This is a genomic window from Litorivivens sp. (assembly GCF_057445395.1).
In genome coordinates this window covers 107,782-127,163 of the sequence record NZ_JBVBUV010000001.1, presented here as the reverse complement: position 1 = coordinate 127,163, position 19,382 = coordinate 107,782, and the positions used below count along the sequence as shown (strand labels likewise).

The window sequence follows — 19,382 nt, the reverse complement described above, 5'->3', positions numbered from 1 at the left end:
GCGATAGACAACCGCCGCCCCAACCAGCTTCGCGACCTTACTTCGTCGGCAGCTCAATCTCTGCGGTGGCCGTGGCCATGACCGAATCCGTCTGCGTAGCCATTTTGCATTCAACCTGAATGATATTGCGGCCCTCTTCATCGACTTTCTTGTCAACCACTTTGGCAGACAGAACCGTGATATCTCCCGTAAATGCCGGGCCTCGGTACGCTGCTTTACTGTGGACAACCTGCCCCCACTCGCCGGCCCATCCCGCCAGATAATCCAGCACCCAAGCCCCCATCGAGGCGCCGTAGCCGTATGCGCGAGACATACCAATGCGGTGTGCCCACTCCGGGAATAGATGGCCGCGCGAGGGACCAAAATAGGCGCCATCAGTCAGCTCAGGGTTATCCCGCTCCATTACCGGGTCATTTTCATGGCCGGCAAACTCTGCGGTAAAGCCCATTGCCTCCATGTCCATACCGGGACGATGGGTGCCGCCCCAGATCGTAAACAGATAGGCGCGCCATTCAGTGGTGAAGCTGGCAATACTGTGTGGTCCGATAATACGAACGGGAAGCTCGTCACCAACATTTACGTCGTCCCAGTAGCGCTTGCCATGCCCCAGGTCGTGCATCATCTTGATGTATTCGTATTTCTTCGACTGGATATCTTCCAACTGCTCCGGGGTCCAGATCGGGTCTTCAGTCGGCTCCATCGCACCCATTTCCACCGCTGCCTCGCGGCTGTAACGAATGGCAGTGGAGCGCTGTTTCGCTATGAAGTCCCCGTCCTGGTTGTAGTAGTTGTTGTCACCACGCTGGAAACAGGTGGGGCCGGCAAAGCTTGTTTCTTTAATGCTGTAATCCAAGGGCACTTTTTCGTTAGTAATTTCGTCGCCACCGAAAATGCGCGGGCCGTAGAACCACCACTCGTCACCGCCAAATATCAGGTGAGAATCCGGAATTTTGCCGACGCAAGCCGGGCCGGCACCGTGGCCGTCATCGGTTGCCACCGCAAAAGACTGCGGTGCCACCAGCTTGCCGTAGCGTCCTTCTGCTGCGAAGTCGTGATCGTAGTGCAGCAGGTTCGGGTAGTGCATCGCCTGCACCCAGCGACGAAAATCATTGTTGTGCAAGGGTTCTTTCATCCGCGCTGGCGCAATCGGCTTGCCCATCAGTGCATCGAGATCAGATGTATCGAGGGTATGCTTCGTCATAGTGCTACTCCAAAAAAAATAATCGGGTCAGGACACAATCGGGCGCAACGCAATAACGCTGCCGTCCGCATCGCCTGAAAGGTAAAGGGTTCCATCTGCGCCAGCTGCAATCCCTGCAAAAGGGCCCATTGGCCCGGAGAGAGGGGGAATCGCCTGCAGGAATTTGGGTACCACACCATCGGGGGCACCCACCGGCAGATTCTGCGCCAGCGTTCGCTGCGCGCCGCTGGACAGGTTTAGTTCGATCAAAGATTTTGCACCTACATCAACAATGTAGAGCAGGTCTCCCAGCACCAGTATTCCCTGCGGCTGACGCAGACCATCAAGCACGGTTTCAACCCGCTTACCGACCACTTTCACCACGCGACCGGCCTTTTCTTCAGCGACCAGCACGGCGTCGTCGTGCACGGCAACGCCCATCGGTTCTTTAAGATCCTGGGCCAACGTAGACACTTCGCCGTTGCGCACAGCCAGCAGACGCCCACTGCCCGCATCTGCCGCAAATACCGTATCGCCAGCCAGCGCCACGCCATAAAGCCGGTCGAAACCCTCTGCCAGAATGTCGCTGCGCTGCCCTGCCGGTTGCCACCGTGCAATCTGACCATTGGCCGTCGTCACGACGTACTCACCAGGAGCTGATGCTGCAACGCCTCGGGTATAACCTGGAAAACCCGGTGAAAAAAGCATACCTGCAACCTGTGGCTCACCGCCGGGCGTCATCGTGTAGGTGAAGCCGCCATCGGCAATAAACAGATTGCCATCCTCGTTCACCGCCAGCCCGAGCGGAAATTGCATGCCGTCGGGAATAACCGAGCGCAATTTTCCACCGCCGAGAATTTCGTTAACCTGCCCGGAAATGCTCGATACAAACAACCGCTTGCCAATAAAACTCAGGTTATCCAGCCCCGGCGCGATTGTCGCCAATACTTCGCGCTCTCCGGTCGCAAGGTTAATACGCAATACCTGACCACTGCCCACCTGGGTACTGACAATAAATCCATCTGCGTCAAACTTGACGGCATCCGGCACACCCAGCTCGGTGGCAACTACTTCGGGTTGCCCGCCATCCAGGTTTACTCGCCAGATTTCATTGACCCCCATCACCGGAAAATACAGTTTGCCGTCCGGCCCCACTTCCATCGCATTAGGCATCGGCACGTTTTCCAGAATAATGCGCGGTGGTGCACCATTCAGATCCAGCTCCATAATGCGGCCCTCGGGACGACACTCCCCCGCAAACAGGCGGCCGTTATATATCGTGATCGGGTTGGCACACGGCATATCCCCGCAAACAACACGACTCTGGCCACTTGGCGATAGCATACTGACGCGACCTTCGGTGATCTCCGTAGCAAACAGATTGCCAGCAGCGTCAAAGGCGAGGTCGTCGGGCGCCACAATGTCACCGCCCATTGGGCTGATGCTTTCCACCAGCCCTGTATCCACATCGATCGCGCTGATCTGACTACCAGACACCTGCGCAACGTATAGTCGACCGTCAGCACCCGTACGGAGGCCGTTGGCGCCATAGAGTCTGCTGGGCTGCAGTAAACGCTCAAGCTGCCAGCCCGGTGCAATATCAGGATTTACCCCACCGGGATAGCGGGTCGCGTGTAATGACATAACCTACCCTCTTGTATTTTCTTGCCTGACCCAAGTGACAAAGCGCGGCTCAACAGCCGCAGCCGTCCTCCCGCCGACGGAAAAATCCATTCCGGACTCGCCTAGACTAGCCAAAGCGTGTCAATATTAATAATAATCAACACTGTTCATCAAATGATAAAATATGTCCATATCTATTTTTTATTTAATTTAACAATTAAATCATGTTTTATAGCGCTTACTGGCATTAAAGACATATTTGTACGGACAATTGAAAAATATAATATTGAAGCCATGATGCGTCGACGGTATGCTTGAGCATGCACAAGACGGACAACTAACGCCTGTCACGCTCAACGCGAAATCAGAACCAAGGCAAAGGCGAAAACTATGAACAAGATTGCATCAGACAACTGGCCAGAATCCTGGAAAACGCTGGAGCATGGCATTCGCAGCGGCCGCTACACCGACCCTGAATTTGCCCGCCTCGAGCACGAACGTCTGTGGAGCAACACCTGGCAAGCTGCGGCACGCTTGGATGAAATTCCCGAAACTGGCGACTACACCGTCTACGATATAGGCCATCACTCCATCATGGTGGTACGGGTCGACGAGAACACCGTCAAGGCCTATCACAATGCCTGCCCACATCGTGGCACCGCCCTGGCCGAAGATGCGGGCAGCTTTGAAAAATGTCGAATCATTTGCCCTTTCCACGGCTGGCGCTGGGATCTAGCCGGCAAAAACCAGTACGTACTGGAGCGCCAACAGTTCAGAGACGGCAACCTCAAAGATGAAGACGTTGCCCTGAAAGAGGTACCGGTTGAGATCTGGGCCGGTTTCGTTTTTATCTACCCAGGAAAAAACCCCAGCTCGTTTGCCGATTTCATCGCACCAGTCAAACAACTTACTGAAGATCTCGCCATCGGCGACATGCATCACTACTGGTGGAAATCTGTTGAAGTACCGGCCAACTGGAAAGTCGCCGTAGAAGCCTTCCTCGAGGGCTACCACGTTCCCGCAACGCACCCACAATTGGAGAAGGAAGGCGCCGACTTCATCTTTGGCGACGATGTCGCCACGCCACCACCACACTACAGCCATCTGGACCACCTATACGAAACCTTTGAACACGGCCACGGTCGCTTTCTTGGTGGCGAAAAAACCCCCATGGCCGGTCACGTCCGCGTTGAAGGCGATCCAGTAGATCTAATGGCTGACCGACTCAACTTGCTGGTCGAAGGCATGGATGCCATGGTACTGGCTGAAGATGTAGCGTTAGTGCGCTCACTAAAAGGAAAACCCATTCCAGAGGGTTCGTCGCTCGGTGCGGAATATATGAAAGCACTTTACGAAACGGCGGCCAAACAGCAGCGTCCCATGCCCAAACCCGAACCGCAGGTATTAGCGCAATGGGGTGGAGAAATTTTTATCTTCCCCAATCTCATGATTCTGCCCCAGGCCGGCAATGCCATGATTTACCGGGTTCGCCCCAATGGCTTTGATCCAAACTCCTGCATCTTCGAAATCTATTCCACCAAAACATTGCCAGCCGCCGAAAAACCCAAACGCGCTGAAGTGCAGAAAATGACAGACGTACATGATCCCGCACAGTTTCTGCAGATCCCACGACAGGATTTCGCGAATATTCCACGCATTCAGAAAGGCCTCCATACCCAGGGCGCAAAGCAAATTTGGTTGGCGGATTACTATGAAAAGATCATCCTGAATATGCATCAGGAAATCGACAGATACATCAAAGACTAAACCCGTTTTGTAACACCGCACACAGGATCGACACCATGACTACAGCCTTGCATGAAAAGCTTAAAGCCACCAACCTGAAAGATCATATCGGCAGCAAGATCGGCCTCAGTAAAGCTCAGCTGCTCAGCGGCGAGTTCGCTGCAGATATTCGCGAACTGATTGAACAGCGAGGCGTACTCGTATTTCCGAAAATCGACTTCACCGAAGAAGAACAGGTGGCCTTTACCGAAACGCTGGGCACCATGGCACCCGAAATGGACGGCGAGCTGCTTTACAAGGTGACGCTTGATAGCAGCGCCAATGTCAAAGCGGACTACCTAAAAGGTTCCATGTACTGGCACATCGATGGCACCATGAGCAAAGTACCCGTCTTTGCATCTATTCTCAGCGGCCGAGTGCTGTCGAAAGAAGGAGGCAATACCGAATTTTGCAACACCTACGCTGCCTACGACGCTCTATCCGATGACGATAAAAAAGCCATCGAAAAACTGCGCGTGAGCCACTCGGCATGGGCGACACTGTTCTACTACGACCCAGAGCCGCCGCTGCAAAAAGTTCAGGAAATGATGCGTATCGGCGAAAACAACTTACCGCTGGTCTGGAAACACGCCTCTGGCCGAAAATCGCTGGTGATAGGTGCCACAGCACACCACGTGCTGGACATGGATCACATGGAAAGCACCCAACTACTGGTACGCTTGCGTGAATGGGCCACACAGGAGCAATTCACCTACAGCCACACCTGGACCGTAGGCGACACCGTAATGTGGGATAACACCGGCACCATGCACCGGGCAACGCCCTATGACCCCAACTCAGGGCGCATGATGCTGCGTACCAAGCTTAAGGGCGAGGAGTCCTTTGAAGCGGCTTAATAGTTAAGCAAGACACAAAAACGCCAGGCGCATAGCCTGGCGTTTTTAGTTGTCGCTAGCTTTCCAAGAAGACGACTCGGTCGGACTGGATTACTTAGCAGCCATCGCTTCCGGCGATAGATATTTAGTGGACGACCATCCGCCATCGACAACGATCGTCTGTCCATTGATGTATTCGCCGCCCTTGGAACACAAGAATGCAATGGTGCTCGCGATATCCTCAGCTTCCCCCAATCGCGGGTACGGCGTCATATCCACGTTCATTCGCACAAAACCCGGATCATTCATCCGCTCACGCACCATATCCGTCGCCGTCACGCCCGGCGCCACGCAGTTGGCGCGTATACCCTGCGCGCCATATTCGCAGGCAATATGCAGCGTGAGAGATTGCAGCCCGCCTTTAGAAGCGGAATAGGCCCCACCACGTCGACCACCCACCACCGCAAAGGTGGAGGTAACATTGATAATGGCCGAGCCCGGCTTCATGTGAGGAATTACATCCCGCGCCAGGCGAAATGGCGCGCGCAGCATGATTCCCAGAAAACGATCAAGGGTTTCATCGTCTGTTTCATGTAAGGGCTTCGGGCTACCGATACCCGCATTGTTGATCAGGTAGTCTATCCGCCCGAACCGTTCAACAGCCAGCTTAACAATTGTCTGAGGCCCGTCTTCGGCCGCAATATCCACCGACACAGTGGCTACTCGCTCAGTATCATTTCCCAGCGCCGCTTCCAGCTTTTTCAGCTTTTCCCGATCGCGCCCTACACCGACAATTGCAATGCCCATGTCATACAATTTTTGCGCTGTCGCAAAACCAATGCCGCCACCAGCACCTGTAATAATTGCAACCTGCATAATTCTGTCACCCCGTTTCTGCAGTCAATTCGCTACGCCCACTGTACCGCGTGACGCTGGCAAATTGAAGATATTTAAACACCTGTGTTGATTACCTGCGAGAAGCAACCAACGGCTCGCTGTGTCCACCTTTCGACATCATTTCACCTCTACTGTCACAATCACAAAGGCTACACTTTGCCACCACCATGAACGAAAAAAACCGAGCACCGCTATGACATTCGCAGAAAAGTATGGGCCCTGGGCATTAATTATGGGCGCTTCCGAGGGCACTGGCCGAGCGTTCGCCAGGCAACTCGCAGCGCAAGGCTTACCGAGTGTTCTTGTGGCACGAAGGCAGCAGCCGCTACAGGCCCTTGCTGATGAAATTCGTGCGGAGTTTGGCGTTGACTGCATCGTCGCCAGCACAGACCTGAGCCAACCCAATGCCGTCGACAAAATCAAACAGGCATGCGGTGAACGCCATATTGGCCTATTGGTCTGCAACGCCGGCGCCGATCCTAATGGCGCGCACTTTCTCGACAAAACAATCGACAATTGGCAGCAACTGACGATGCTAAACGTTGTTACGCCACTGGCGTGTGTGCATTATTTTGCCAGCGAAATGCGGGTAAAAAAGCGCGGCGGGATTTTGATCGTAGGCTCCGGGGCCTGCTACGGCGGGGGCGCCTATATGGCGACATACACCGGAGTCAAAGCGTTTCAGTTATGCTTCACCGAGTCTTTATGGGCGGAACTCAAGCCCCACAATGTCGACGTATTACATCTGGTACTCACCACCACAGACACACCCGCTTTTCATCAATTATTGGAAGAGAAAGGCAAAAAACCGCCTAAGAATCTGGCCGCACCTGAGGCTGTCGCCGCCACTGGATTGGCCAAGCTCTCTGCTGGCCCCATCTACAACTGGGGACAACGGTTTGGCCTACGCGCTTCCTGGCGCAAGCGGCGATTGATGTTGATCAGCTATTTCAGTGAGAAAATGGTGTTTGGTCAGTAGCTACTCGACCGCTGCGCTATGGGCGCGCTTTAGATCCTCCTCGAGATAGCGACTGCAATACAACAGCAGCAATGCACCGATCACGCCCAAACCAACAGCACACAGCAGAGCGTAGCGAATCGATTCAATGCCGTGCTCCGCGGCAAAAACATCGCTCAGCGCTCCAACCAGTAGCGGCCCGGCGCCGGCCCCTACGATATTCACAATAAACAGCATAATCGCTGAAGCGGTTGCCCGCATATCCAGCTTGGCCAGATTTTGATTGGTACTGAACATCGCCGGAATATAGATATTGAGCATCAGGAAAAATGGCAGAAAGGTCCACATTGCCATGGTCTGTGTCTGCGACATTAAAAAGACCGCCCCCACGGGCAACCCAGCCAGTGTAATCAAGGCTGGTACACTGACCGCACGGGAAACTTTGATCAGACTCATCTTGTCTACCAGGCGCCCGCCAATCAATGCCCCCAAACTACCCCCGACACCGATAACAATACCCATTAGCTGCCCGGTGCTGATGGGGTTCATGCCGTGGATACGGGCCAGGAACTCAAAGCCCCACATCAGAATCGCATAACCGGTTAATGACAATAATGAATAGCCCGCCATCATAAACACCCAGGCCTTGCTACCGCACAAAAAAACCAGCGTTTCCTTAAGCGTGGAGCTCGCGTTCTCGCCAGTGCGTTGTTCGGAGTATCCACGCGGCGGCTCTTTTACGGTGAAACGAACTAGCAGTGCGATCAACAGACCCGGCGCGCCCACCACGATAAACGCCGTTCGCCAATCAAAAAACTCACGTAAATAGCCACCGCACAAAAATGCGATGGCGCCGCCAACAAAGGCTCCGGCAGCGTATATGGCAAGTGCAGTGCCGCGTTTGCTAACCGGAAAATAGTCAGCAATGAGCGAATGTGCCGGGGGCGAGCCCGCAGCCTCACCAATACCCACACCAACCCTGGCGATGGCGAGCTGACCAAAACTTTTTGCAAACCCTGATAGCACCGTAAAGGCGCTCCACACAGTCAAACCGATCGCAATGATATTGCGCCGACTACCCTTGTCTGCCCAGCGGGCAATGGGGATACCCGCAATGGTATACAACAGGGCAAAGGCAAACCCGACCAGCAACCCCATCTGCGTATCCGAGGCGCCAAATTCCTCCTTGATAGGTCCTATGAAAACCGAGAGAACCTGACGGTCAATAAAGTTAACAACATAAACAATAAACAGCACCGCGAGCACATAGTTTGAATAACCCGTGCTGAACTGAACGCTGTCATCGGTTGGAGCGGTCGATTTAGACATCGCTATATAAACTCTTATTATCGTGTGTTGGATGCCCGACGTGGCGGGCATCGGCGAATTAATCCCACGCTTTACCGGTGCGCGCTTTTTCACGTTCTCGCACATTGTCGAGAATATGCTGATTGCTGTCTGTCTTGACCACACCGAACAAACACAGACGCAACACTTCGCGACGCATGCGGGTTTTCATGTTTTCCCGTTCTTTTTTTGTTTTGGCATGTGAATCCACCCATACCGGCCACAAGAAGTAACCAGCCAGCATAAGCACCGACAAGGCTTCGGGGTCTATGCCTTCCTGGGCAATCTCACTTTCGGCCATCTCACGAGTAGACTCCTTAAATTGGCGGAAAAAGCGGTCTTCGCCCGGATTGTCAGCCGCCAGCACTTCAAAGAGCCATATACGACAAAGGGCCGGATTATCCACCGCAAAATCCACCAGACCCTCGACGACTTCATAGAGGGGGCGGTCACTCGCACCGCCCTCCCAGTGCCCGGACTCATCAACCCCAACTTCGCCAAAAATCGTGGTGGAAAGGTGGTTACTGACCCATTCGACCGTCGCCTTAATCAGCTCCTCCCGAGTTTCAAAATGCTGGTACGCTGTACCACGGTTTATACCCGCAAGGTTCGCGACTTTCGTTAAACTCAGCGCATCGGGGCCATCCGATGACAGGACTGTACGGGCAGCCTCCAGAATTGCTTCCCGCGTTGCAGCTTTGTCACGTCGTCGCGCCATAGGTTTACCCCCTCAGTTATCATCGCTGTTGATTAGCACTTGTGGATTGTCCGCACCTCGTGCCGTTTAGTCAACACAGTGTTGTCTAAACAATCATCATTTAGACATTCGCTCAGGTCACAATTCATCACTCGACAGTTGCCAGCAAACAGCTCTTTGAGCACACTAACCTGTCGAATTAATTGGCAAACACAACCCAAAGATTGACGGGCAATAACATGAATAAGGAAACCAGAATGCACAAACTGCACCTATTACCGATTGCACTGATCGTGGCAGTCGTCAGCCTGACAGGTTGCTCAAAGTCGAGCGAGCCAGCACCACAAGCCTCAGCAGAAGCAGAACCTCTCCGCCTGGTGGTACCGGCAGGTCAATACAAGAATGACCCTTACCACTCCAGCCTCAACTTCAGCGTCACGCATATTGGACTGTCAAATTATGTCATGCGTTTTACTGACTTCGAGGTAAGCGCCGACATTCAACCAGACAACCTGGCCGCTTCGTCACTGCGAGTGGAAATAGACCCGAGCTCTATTGCAACAGATTACGACGGCGACTACGTGGCAACCCACAAACAATCGCCTTACAAAAGCTGGGAAGAAGACCTGAGCCAAAGCCCCAAATTTCTGAATGTACAAGAACACCCTCAAATTACCTATCAGTCCACCAGCATCACACCAACCGGTGATGGCAAATTGAAGATTGACGGCAAGCTCACACTGCTTGGTCAAACGCACCCGGTGACCCTCACCGCAGAACTGGTTGGCCAGGTTGCACAGCACCCTTTCTTTGGCTTCGGTGCTCTGGGCTTTTCCGTCAGCGGCACCTTTGAGCGCTCCAAATTTGGCATGACACATCTGACCAACCCGCCCCTGATCAGTGACACTGTAACGGTCCTATTTGAAGGCGAACTGCATCAGGTTGTTGAAAAGCCGGCATCGTAAACTGACAGGAACCCAGTAACCGTGGTGCGCTACAACCGCGTCGCGATAGCTTTTCACTGGCTGATCGCGGCGCTGATTATCATCAATCTGGGGCTCGGCTGGTGGATGGGCGACGCGCTAAACGACAGCGCAAGCCGCAACACTGCCACAAACGCTTTTCAGTGGCACAAATCCATCGGTCTGAGTGTGCTGGCATTGAGCCTGTTGCGTCTCAGCTGGCGACTGCTGCACCCGGCGCCGGCTTTACCGCCACACACTCCACCCTGGGAGCGCTTCGCTGCAAGCGCAACACACGGCTTGTTCTACGCACTTATGCTCGGTCTACCACTGAGCGGCTGGCTGTACGTGTCGACTCAATGGCGTGGTGATGCCCCGATGACCGTGCCCACACTGTGGTTTGGTTTGTTCGAGGTTCCTCATTTACTCGCCCTCAACACCCAAGACGATACTGCTCGACAAGCCATTGCCGGTACGACCCTGCAAGCCCACGAAATACTGAGCTCGGTTTTTATCCTGCTGCTGGTTCTACACGTAGCTGCCGCCTTCCGACACCACCTTATGCTACGGGACGATATACTGGCCCGTATGATTCCGGCACTGTCGTCGGCAGACAAATCCACCCTGCCCAGCAACGGCTGGGCCGGTGCTACAAGAGCTCTGCTCGTGCTGGCGGTCAGTGTCGCATTCATTGCAACTGCCCTTGAAAGACCGCCGCAAAACCAAACCGCGCCAGCCATTGAACAGCAGCTTCAGCGCCTGCAAGACTCAACCACGACGGCGTCGCTGGCACTCACCAGCAGCTGGCAGCTAATCACCGAAAAAAGCTACATTGGTTTCAGTGGCAGCCACGCCGGACGCCCTTTTACCGGCAGATTCGGAAACTGGGTAAGCAAGCTGCATCTGCCGCTCAACAACCCAGACGCTGGCACTGTGCTGGTCGTGGTCGATACGGGCTCGGCCAGCGATGGCGTGGCCCTGCATGACCGTACGCTCCCTGAGACAGAGTGGTTCGACGTGAGCACACACCCCTTCGCCACCTTTCAGAGCACGGCAATTACCGCACGCGACAACGGCGATTTTGATCTTCACGGCGTGCTGACCATCAAGGGTCAGGCACTCATACTTGAACCATTAACACTGCGCATCAACAATGACTCTGTACGTATTTCTGGTGAACTGACCATTGATCGGGCCAATATCCCCATGGGCATGGAATCAGATCCCAGCGGCGAGTGGGTATCACGCGATATCAAGATCTTGGTAGAGGCGCAATGGTCGCGGCAGCATGACGGCGACCAGTAAATAAAATGAATATACTACCCAGCGCGGCCAAGCCAACATATGCAGTAAAGCCAGAATCATAACTACCGGTTCGATCAAACACCCAGCCAAGCAAGGGCACCGCGCTGAGCGTGAAGGGCATTATCGCCAATCGCATCATCCCCATCGCACGGCCGACCTGAGTGCTACCATACAATCGTGACAGCGTAAGACTCCACAAAGGTGCGGTGCCGCCCGCCGATACCCCTACCATCATCCCCGCCAGTGCAAAGCCCGCAAAACTTTGTGCCTCTACAAACACCCACGCTGCCAAGCCCAGAGTGGCCAGAATAGCGGACAACGCATAATGATGGGGCACTCTGTCACCGCGCCAGGCCACCAACACTTTGCCCGCAAAGTTGGCTATCGCCACCAACGATAAAACAAACACCCCAGTGCTGGCGTCGATGCCTTTACTCACCAACAACGGCAGCATGTTACTGGTGAGCGCAATGGGACCGCAGAAAATAAACCCTAACGATATGGCCAACAGCCAGAAACTACTGTCGCGTAAATTGAGCGCCTTCGGCTGCGTGCGGTGCTTCGGATCATGGTGCTCATCAACGCCTGGTTCTTGAGCAAGTTCAGCAGCTGAAGGCTGCCCTTTTATCAGGCCCCAGGCTACGGGAAGCATTACTAGCGCGAGCGCAGCACCGTAATACCGCAGCCCCACTCGCCACTGAAAGAGCTCAATCAACCACTGCAACAACGGGGGCAGCAACAAACCACCAACGGCCACACCGGTCGCCGCCACGCCCAGTGCCCGGGCACGCTGATGATTGAACCAACGAGACAACAGGCCAGCGCTGGCCATCGAGCCCAATAAGACCGTTGCCGGCGCCATGAAAACCGCATAAACCAGCAATACTTGCCACATGGCCGATGTCCAGGACATCGCGAAAAAACCGCTACAGAACCACAGTGCGGAGCCACTCATTAGCCATTTCAATGGCAGGCGGTCAACCGCAACACCCAGCACGGGACTGAGCAAACCCGCACTCAACGTAGTCACAGTCACACCGAGAACCTGAACCATGGCGCTGGCACCAAACTCCCGACCGATCGGCAAGGCGATAACACTGTATGCGGTATACACGCTAGCCAAACACAACATCTGCAATACAAAAACCGCCGCAACCTGGTACCAACCACGGTAGATTCCCTGCAAATTGTTCACACCAGCCCCTCACTCTCTCGACCCCAGCGCGCCAGGCCGTTGAATTAACAAAAGTGATACGATAGCATCCTTGCCCTTTAATAAGACAACCCTGTTGACTACACTATGCGATCGCGGCAATCCAACCTGCGACCGACCAACGACCCATTCCGCACACAGTGAGCCCAGCTATGAGAGAAGCCGTTATTGTTTCCACCGCCCGTACTCCAATCGGCAAAGCCTTCCGGGGCGCCCTGAATAATATGAAGTCACCTACGTTGATGGCTCATTCCATACGCGCCGCCGTTGAACGCGCTGGCATTGAGGGTGCTGAAATTGACGATTGTGTGATTGGCTCGGTACTGACCGCCGGCACCGCTGGCCTGAATATCGGTCGCCTGTCGGCGCTGGCGGCGGGCTTGCCCAACACCGTACCTGGCCAGACGATCGATCGGCAGTGCTCGTCTGGACTGATGTCCATAGCTACCGCCGCTAAACAGATCATTGTCGACGGACAGGACATCGTGGTGGCCGGGGGACAGGAAAATATCACTGCCCTGAACCAGCAGTTCTTTCAGATGGCCTGGGATGCGCAGGACGAAGACTTGGTGAAATTGCATCCACACACCTATATGGCCATGCTGGAAACCGCAGAGACCGTAAGCCGTAATTACAAGATAAGCCGCGACGCTCAAGATGAATTTTCCCTGCTGTCACAGCAGCGTACGGCAGCCGCCCAAGCCGCCGGCAAGTTCAACGATGAAATTGTGCCGATTACGGCAACCAAGAAGGTCGTAAACAAAGAGACCAAGGAAGTCACCTTCGAAGAAGTCACGCTGAGCCAGGACGAGGGCAACCGTCCATCAACCACACTGGAAAGCCTGCAAAGCCTGCAGCCTGTCATTGAAGGTGGTCACGTGACAGCGGGTAACGCCAGCCAACTCTCCGACGGCTCATCCGCCTGCGTGGTGATGGACAGCAAACTCGCCGAACAGCGTGGCCTGCAGCCTCTGGGCATCTACCGCGGTATGGCGGTGGCAGGCAATGCCCCCGAGGAAATGGGGATTGCTCCCATCTACGCCATCCCCAAACTCCTCAAACAGCACGGTCTGAAAATTGACGATATCGGCCTGTGGGAGCTAAACGAAGCCTTTGCCTGCCAGGCTCTGTATTGCCGCGACCACCTGGGTATTGATCCTGACAAATACAATGTTAACGGCGGCGCTATCTCCATCGGCCACCCCTACGGCATGACCGGTGCGCGGATGACCGGCCACGCACTGCTCGAAGGCAAGCGCCGTGGCGTGAAATATGTCGTGATTTCGATGTGTATCGGCGGTGGTATGGGGGCAGCCGGCCTGTTTGAGGTAGCCTGACACACTAGTGCCACTTGCGGCTGCCCGTCGCAAGTGGCACTATTAGACACCATTGTTGACCAACAATGATTTCTCTTGTACATTCATGGCTTCGTCGAATTACCCAGCACCGGGAGTTGGCCATGACCTTCAGCACACGTGATTTGAGCCCTCGTATCGGCACCGAAATTCAAGCCGATATCGACACCCTACTAAGCGGCAAACACGCGGCGGAGATTCGCGACATTCTCGAGCAGCGCGGCGTCGTGGTATTCAAAGAAGTGCACATGAGCGACGAACAGCAGCTCGCCTTTACCGGAACGCTGGGCAATGTAATCGACGAAGGTGAAAAAGGTGTTTACAAAGTAACACTGGATACTAAAGAAAACCCGCAAGCGGACTATCTCAAAGGCGCATTTTTCTGGCACATTGACGGCACCACACTGGATGTACCTATTCTGGCCTCCATCCTCAGCGCGAAAAAACTGTCAGAAACCGGCGGCGACACCGAGTTCAGTAATACCTATGCCGCTTACGAGGATTTAAGCGAAGAAGACAAAGCCAAATACGACAATCTGAAAGTCGTACACAGTCTCGAAAATGCTCAACAATATGTTCACCCGGAGCCCAGCTACGAAACCATGCAGATGTGGCGCCGGGTGCCTTCCAATACCCTACCGCTCGTGTGGAAACACAAATCCGGTCGCAACTCGCTGGTCCTGGGATCAACAGCGGCTTACGTTGAAGGCATGGAATATCAGGCCGGACGCGAACTGCTGGTTAAGCTGCGCGATTACGCAACCCAACCGCAGTTTGTGTATCGCCACAAATGGAACGTGGGAGACCTGGTAATCTGGGACAACACCGGCACCATGCACCGCGCAACGCGATACCCGCTGGACAGCGGCCGCATGATGCACCGCACCAAACTTGCCGGCGAAGAGTCGTTTAGCGGCTAACAGTTCTCGACTGCAGCGGCGCCTCTACTTTGTTGATATGTTGGCATGTGTACATGTGGACCTAGAGACTAGAAATTAGAATGCCCCGCTGCTTTTTTACAACCTTCACCAAACATCACCACCGATACCCCAACGAAACGCCAAATATCCTATCTGCCCCCATCGACATATTGTGCACAATATCCCGGCGATCACCCGACAGGGTCAGGGGAATCAGGTTACGCACATAACGCTGAGCAAATAGATTGTTCACATAGCCCGCAATCTCGTAGCGCGCGCCGGCACCAGTCCAGCCCAGACGCATATCCCACACACTATAGGCGCCCAGTACGGTGGTAGGCTGCTGCTCGTTGGTGAACTGCACATCGTCCTGCCAGCGCCCCGTTACCTGGCCATACAACGCCGAGCCTGAGTCAAATAGATGATCGTAACGAGTGGTCAAAGAAGCGCTGCGCTTGGGTGCGTTGGCCAGCACGCCGCCACTCACGTCCTGAGCATCACAGCTGCCGTCGCCATCGCTATCAATCGCCCCTCCCTCATTCGGCCCCTGACCGGGAAAACACTGGGTGATAAAATCGTTATAGATTGCGCGGTTAAACAGCACAGAGCCCACCACTGAAAGCTCCGGTATGGGCCGGGCATGGAACTCAATTTCTACACCGCGCGTCTCCAACTCGCCTGCGTTATCCAGCCGATGCGATACAATTGAGCCAGTATTTTCCAGATCTCTTATCTGCGCTTGAAAATCCTCGAAGTAAGTCAGAAAAGCCGTGGCGTTAAGCTCCAGCCTATTATTAAACAGTCGGGATTTTACGCCTACTTCGTACGACCTAGCCTTCTCCGGGTCAACCGGGTTAGCCAATGCCTGCGCGGGGTCTTCCCCGGCGACATCAAACGTAGCGCCACGATACCCCGTGGAGATTGCCGCATACAGATTGACGTTTTCGTTCCAGTCCAGCATTAACGCCAGCTTTCCCGTCACGGTTTCATCAGTAACTGTTGCCCGCGTAGCCGCAAACTCGCTGCTGGTTGCCGTCGCATTGGTTGTCGCATGCGCCAATCGCGAGGTACGCTCCAGCAGCACGCTCACCTCCTCATCGATAAAGCGCGCACCAACAGTCAAATGCCAACGATCGTCGAAATGCCAAGTGCCTTCAGCAAAAACACCAAGATTGCTTATATCCACCTCTGCATCGCGGGTATCGTACTGGCTCACCGCATCATTGCCGCCCAACCCGTCACCAATACCAATGGGAACCAGCCCTGGTGCCACCGTACCGGCAATCACCGCCGCAGACAGATCTTCAATCGCTCGGTCGTAATCTTCCGTTACGCGATTATCAAACCACAGCATTCCCGCCGTATATTCGAACACCGGATTGTTGGCGGAGGTTAACCGCAATTCTTGGGTAAAGGTTTCAATCTCTATTTCTGAATAATTATTACTCAGGTCCACTCGAGCACCATCGAGTGCAGCGGCAGTGATATTGTCATCGTTGATAGAACGTCGAAATCCTGTCACGGAGCTTAGCACCATGCTTTCCAGATCCCAATCCACCGCTAACGAAGCCGCCTTACCGTCCGCATCGGACACATTGTCACCCGCACTTCTGCCCTGCCGATTTTCGTCACTGAACTGTATCGGGCGACTGCGCTCGCGCAGCGACGGATTGCCACTTCGATAAGTGAGTACTTCACCTGTACCGTCCCGTCGCTGCGCCTCCAGATTAAGACGTAAGGACAAAGTATCGGAGGCGTTCCAGCGCAGCTTACCGCGCACCCCTAACTGCTCGGATTTTGGCACATGATCTGCGCGCGATACGTCTTCCAGATGACCATCACGCTGACTGGCAAATGCCGTTATCCGCAATCCCAGCGTATCTGTCAGCGGCCCGCTTGCGGTACCCTGCAGCTTTGTGAAACTACCGGGGAAATCATCGGGATGTTCAATATTGAAGCGCAGCCGAGCTTCAAATTCTTGCGCCGGATCACGGGTAATCACGTGCACCAGCCCCGCTGAAGCATTTTTCCCGAACAGTGTTCCCTGTGGTCCGCGCAGTACCTCCACCCGCTCAATATCGGCAAAATCAAAATTCATCTGACTGTTTCGCGCTAACGGCACGCCATCGAGCATTACCGACACATTGGGTTCCACCGCGACACTGTAGACATTGGTGCCAACGCCTCGAATATTGACGGAGCTGTTAATGTAAGCATCAGCGGTAAAACGCAATGACGGTACAATCTTCGCCAGATCTTCAATATTGTTGATTTCACTGGCTTCTATTCGCTCGCGTCCCACCGCGCTTACCGCCATCGGCACATCCTGAAGATTTTGCTCTCGCTTCTGGGCCGTCACCACCACCTCTTCAAGCTGGGCTCGAGCCTTTAACGGAAGGAAAAGTGTGGGCAGCAGGGCTGCCAGCAACGGCACAAGTAACTTGTTCATACGTTCAGCTTCGTTGTTATGATATTTCAACGCGGGAATCCGCCGTGCCTTCCCACCCCGATGCTGCTATAGTAGCGGTTAATATAAGACAACACTGTTGCCTAATAAGCAATACCTCTTTTGGAAACCCGGTACAGACACAAAGACAGCCTCATGAAGCGACTTAAACCAGACACCGCCCGCTCTGCACGCTTTTCAGCCCTGAAAGATGCCGCCTATGCAGACGGACATTGGGTCAGCACCACACTGGCTGATGCCCTGCGGGAAGCCGCCAATACCACCCCTGAGAGAGTACTTTTGGTAGACGGTGATGTGCGGCTCGACTGCAGGACCCTGCACACTCAGGCAAGCCACCTGGCCAAGTTGCTACTATCCAGGGCACCCAGCGGCAGCGTCGTGTCATTTATGCTACCGAACTGGCATGAAGCCGCTGTCATCTACCTAGCATCAACCTTGGCGGGCATGGTCGCCAACCCGGTGCTACCCAATCTACGTGGTCGCGAACTGCGCTTTATTCTTGAGGACGCCGACAGCCGATTTCTGTTTGTTCCAGCCCAGTTCCGTAAATTTGACTACCGCAGCCTCGCCGATGAGGTAATCGCCGAACTGGAGCTGCCTCCTGAAGTGATCGTTCTGCGCGGCAGCCCTGGTCACCATACCGCCTTTGACACCCTGCTCCAGGCCGAGACGCCCGCCATCGAACTCCCCAGACTGAACCCGGACGATATCAGAATGGTGATGTATACCTCTGGCACCACCGGCCGCGCCAAGGGCGTGCTGCACAGCCATAACACCCTACACGCCCTGATACAGCAGCTCGGAAAGCACTGGCGCATAGATCAAGGCGATGCCTTTTTAGTGCCCTCGCCCATTAGCCATATCGGCGGTTCAATTTATGCGTTTGAGTGCCCCTTGTTGTTAGGCAGCCGCGCGGTATTGATGGAAGCCTGGCAACCAGAACCCGCTATCGATCTGATGGAAGCCGAGGGCTGCACCCATATGGCCGGAGCCACGCCATTTCTGGAACAGTTGTTGGCAGCGGCACGTAGCAAAAACACGCACCTGCAAAAACTGAAAACCTTCATCTGTGGCGGCGCCGCCGTACCGCCACAATTGATTCGTGAAGCCGCAGACTACTTCCCCAATGCCTGCGTTACCCGAGTTTACGGTTCTACTGAAGTACCCGTAACCACGGTTGGCGCACCTCTGCCTAACGAGCTGGAATTTGCTGCAGACACCGATGGTCGCGCCGGCATCGCTTTGATCAAGCTGACAGAACACCCTGCGGCGCTACCGGGCGAAGGCGAGATCTGCGCCAAAGGTCCGCAGATGTTGTTGGGCTATTTACATGCCGAAGACGACACTAAAAGCTTTGACGACGAAGGCTATTTCCGCACCGGCGATATCGGTCGCTATATTGGTGACTACATACAAGTCACCGGCCGAGCCAAAGATATCATCATTCGCAACGGCGAGAATATTTCACCCAAAGAACTCGAAGACTTACTGCTGGAACATACCGATATTGTGGATATCGCCATCGTCGGCCGCCCTCACCCCAAAACCGGTGAGCGGGTTTGCGCGGTCATTGTTGCCGAGGGCGACAAAATGCTAGATGTGAAAGCCCTGCTTGAGTTTTTGGTGGCGCGCAATGTGGCCAAATTCAAGATACCGGAACAGGTAGATATATGGGAGAGCCTGCCTCGCAATGCCTCAGGCAAGGTGCTCAAGCACGAAATTCGCGCTGCGTTGATTAAAAACAGCAAAGACTGAACCATCGGCTTGTACAGGCTTTAGATCTATGACCTGCCAGATCATTCAATGGCAACACCCTTACGCCGTTTATACTTTTTAA

General features: G+C 54.3%; 15 protein-coding genes. 8 read left to right on the top strand and 7 right to left on the bottom strand.

Annotated features, from left to right (window positions below):
• Positions 1-37: 37 nt before the first annotated feature.
• Together AC222A_RS00500 and AC222A_RS00495 are read right to left on the bottom strand one after the other, a co-directional pair.
• Positions 38-1,201, bottom strand: a complete 1,164-nt coding sequence (locus tag AC222A_RS00500) for an FAS1-like dehydratase domain-containing protein (RefSeq protein WP_372764087.1) — start codon at positions 1,199-1,201, stop codon at positions 38-40.
• Between the two features lie 27 nt (positions 1,202-1,228).
• Positions 1,229-2,824: an SMP-30/gluconolactonase/LRE family protein gene (locus AC222A_RS00495; protein WP_486774542.1), complete on the bottom strand. Its 1,596-nt coding sequence runs from the start codon at positions 2,822-2,824 to the stop codon at positions 1,229-1,231.
• Between the two features lie 369 nt (positions 2,825-3,193).
• Between AC222A_RS00495 and AC222A_RS00490 the strand changes: the two genes are divergently transcribed.
• Together AC222A_RS00490 and AC222A_RS00485 are read left to right on the top strand one after the other, a co-directional pair.
• Positions 3,194-4,570, top strand: coding sequence for an aromatic ring-hydroxylating oxygenase subunit alpha (locus AC222A_RS00490; protein ID WP_372810410.1), 1,377 nt, complete (start codon positions 3,194-3,196; stop codon positions 4,568-4,570).
• A gap of 35 nt (positions 4,571-4,605) precedes the next feature.
• Positions 4,606-5,445 (top strand): TauD/TfdA dioxygenase family protein, encoded by an 840-nt coding sequence (locus AC222A_RS00485; RefSeq protein WP_372764766.1) that lies wholly within the window; start codon positions 4,606-4,608, stop codon positions 5,443-5,445.
• 90 nt (positions 5,446-5,535) lie between these two features.
• On the opposite strand, the gene AC222A_RS00480 is transcribed toward AC222A_RS00485, so the two are convergent.
• A complete protein-coding gene (locus AC222A_RS00480) occupies positions 5,536-6,300 on the bottom strand; it encodes an SDR family NAD(P)-dependent oxidoreductase (protein WP_372749020.1) in 765 nt (254 codons plus the stop codon).
• 214 nt (positions 6,301-6,514) lie between these two features.
• Between AC222A_RS00480 and AC222A_RS00475 the strand changes: the two genes are divergently transcribed.
• Positions 6,515-7,300 (top strand): SDR family NAD(P)-dependent oxidoreductase, encoded by a 786-nt coding sequence (locus AC222A_RS00475; protein WP_486774541.1) that lies wholly within the window; start codon positions 6,515-6,517, stop codon positions 7,298-7,300.
• On the opposite strand, the gene AC222A_RS00470 is transcribed toward AC222A_RS00475, so the two are convergent.
• The gene (locus AC222A_RS00470) at positions 7,301-8,608 is read right to left on the bottom strand and encodes a spinster family MFS transporter (protein WP_372749021.1); all 1,308 of its coding nucleotides are present in this window, start codon (positions 8,606-8,608) and stop codon (positions 7,301-7,303) included.
• A gap of 58 nt (positions 8,609-8,666) precedes the next feature.
• Positions 8,667-9,344 carry a TetR/AcrR family transcriptional regulator gene (locus AC222A_RS00465; RefSeq protein ID WP_372749022.1) on the bottom strand — a complete coding sequence of 226 codons (678 nt, stop codon included), beginning with the start codon at positions 9,342-9,344 and terminating at the stop codon, positions 8,667-8,669.
• Between the two features lie 236 nt (positions 9,345-9,580).
• Between AC222A_RS00465 and AC222A_RS00460 the strand changes: the two genes are divergently transcribed.
• The gene (locus AC222A_RS00460) at positions 9,581-10,288 is read left to right on the top strand and encodes a YceI family protein (RefSeq protein ID WP_372780764.1); all 708 of its coding nucleotides are present in this window, start codon (positions 9,581-9,583) and stop codon (positions 10,286-10,288) included.
• A gap of 21 nt (positions 10,289-10,309) precedes the next feature.
• A complete protein-coding gene (locus tag AC222A_RS00455) occupies positions 10,310-11,590 on the top strand; it encodes a cytochrome b/b6 domain-containing protein (protein ID WP_486774540.1) in 1,281 nt (426 codons plus the stop codon).
• Here AC222A_RS00455 and AC222A_RS00450 read toward each other — a convergent pair.
• Entirely contained in the window at positions 11,538-12,785 is a 1,248-nt protein-coding gene (locus AC222A_RS00450) for an MFS transporter (protein WP_372747493.1), read from the bottom strand. The two genes, AC222A_RS00455 and AC222A_RS00450, sit on opposite strands and share 53 nt — an antisense overlap.
• 170 nt (positions 12,786-12,955) lie before the next feature.
• Between AC222A_RS00450 and AC222A_RS00445 the strand changes: the two genes are divergently transcribed.
• Together AC222A_RS00445 and AC222A_RS00440 are read left to right on the top strand one after the other, a co-directional pair.
• Positions 12,956-14,140, top strand: coding sequence for an acetyl-CoA C-acyltransferase (locus AC222A_RS00445; RefSeq protein ID WP_372747492.1), 1,185 nt, complete (start codon positions 12,956-12,958; stop codon positions 14,138-14,140).
• 122 nt (positions 14,141-14,262) lie between these two features.
• Complete coding sequence (locus AC222A_RS00440; RefSeq protein WP_372747491.1) at positions 14,263-15,078, top strand: TauD/TfdA dioxygenase family protein; 816 nt, start codon at positions 14,263-14,265, stop codon at positions 15,076-15,078.
• A gap of 115 nt (positions 15,079-15,193) precedes the next feature.
• On the opposite strand, the gene AC222A_RS00435 is transcribed toward AC222A_RS00440, so the two are convergent.
• Positions 15,194-17,527, bottom strand: coding sequence for a TonB-dependent receptor (locus AC222A_RS00435; RefSeq protein WP_372747490.1), 2,334 nt, complete (start codon positions 17,525-17,527; stop codon positions 15,194-15,196).
• A 153-nt stretch (positions 17,528-17,680) separates the two neighbouring features.
• Between AC222A_RS00435 and AC222A_RS00430 the strand changes: the two genes are divergently transcribed.
• Positions 17,681-19,300: an AMP-binding protein gene (locus tag AC222A_RS00430; protein WP_486774539.1), complete on the top strand. Its 1,620-nt coding sequence runs from the start codon at positions 17,681-17,683 to the stop codon at positions 19,298-19,300.
• Positions 19,301-19,382: the final 82 nt, after the last annotated feature.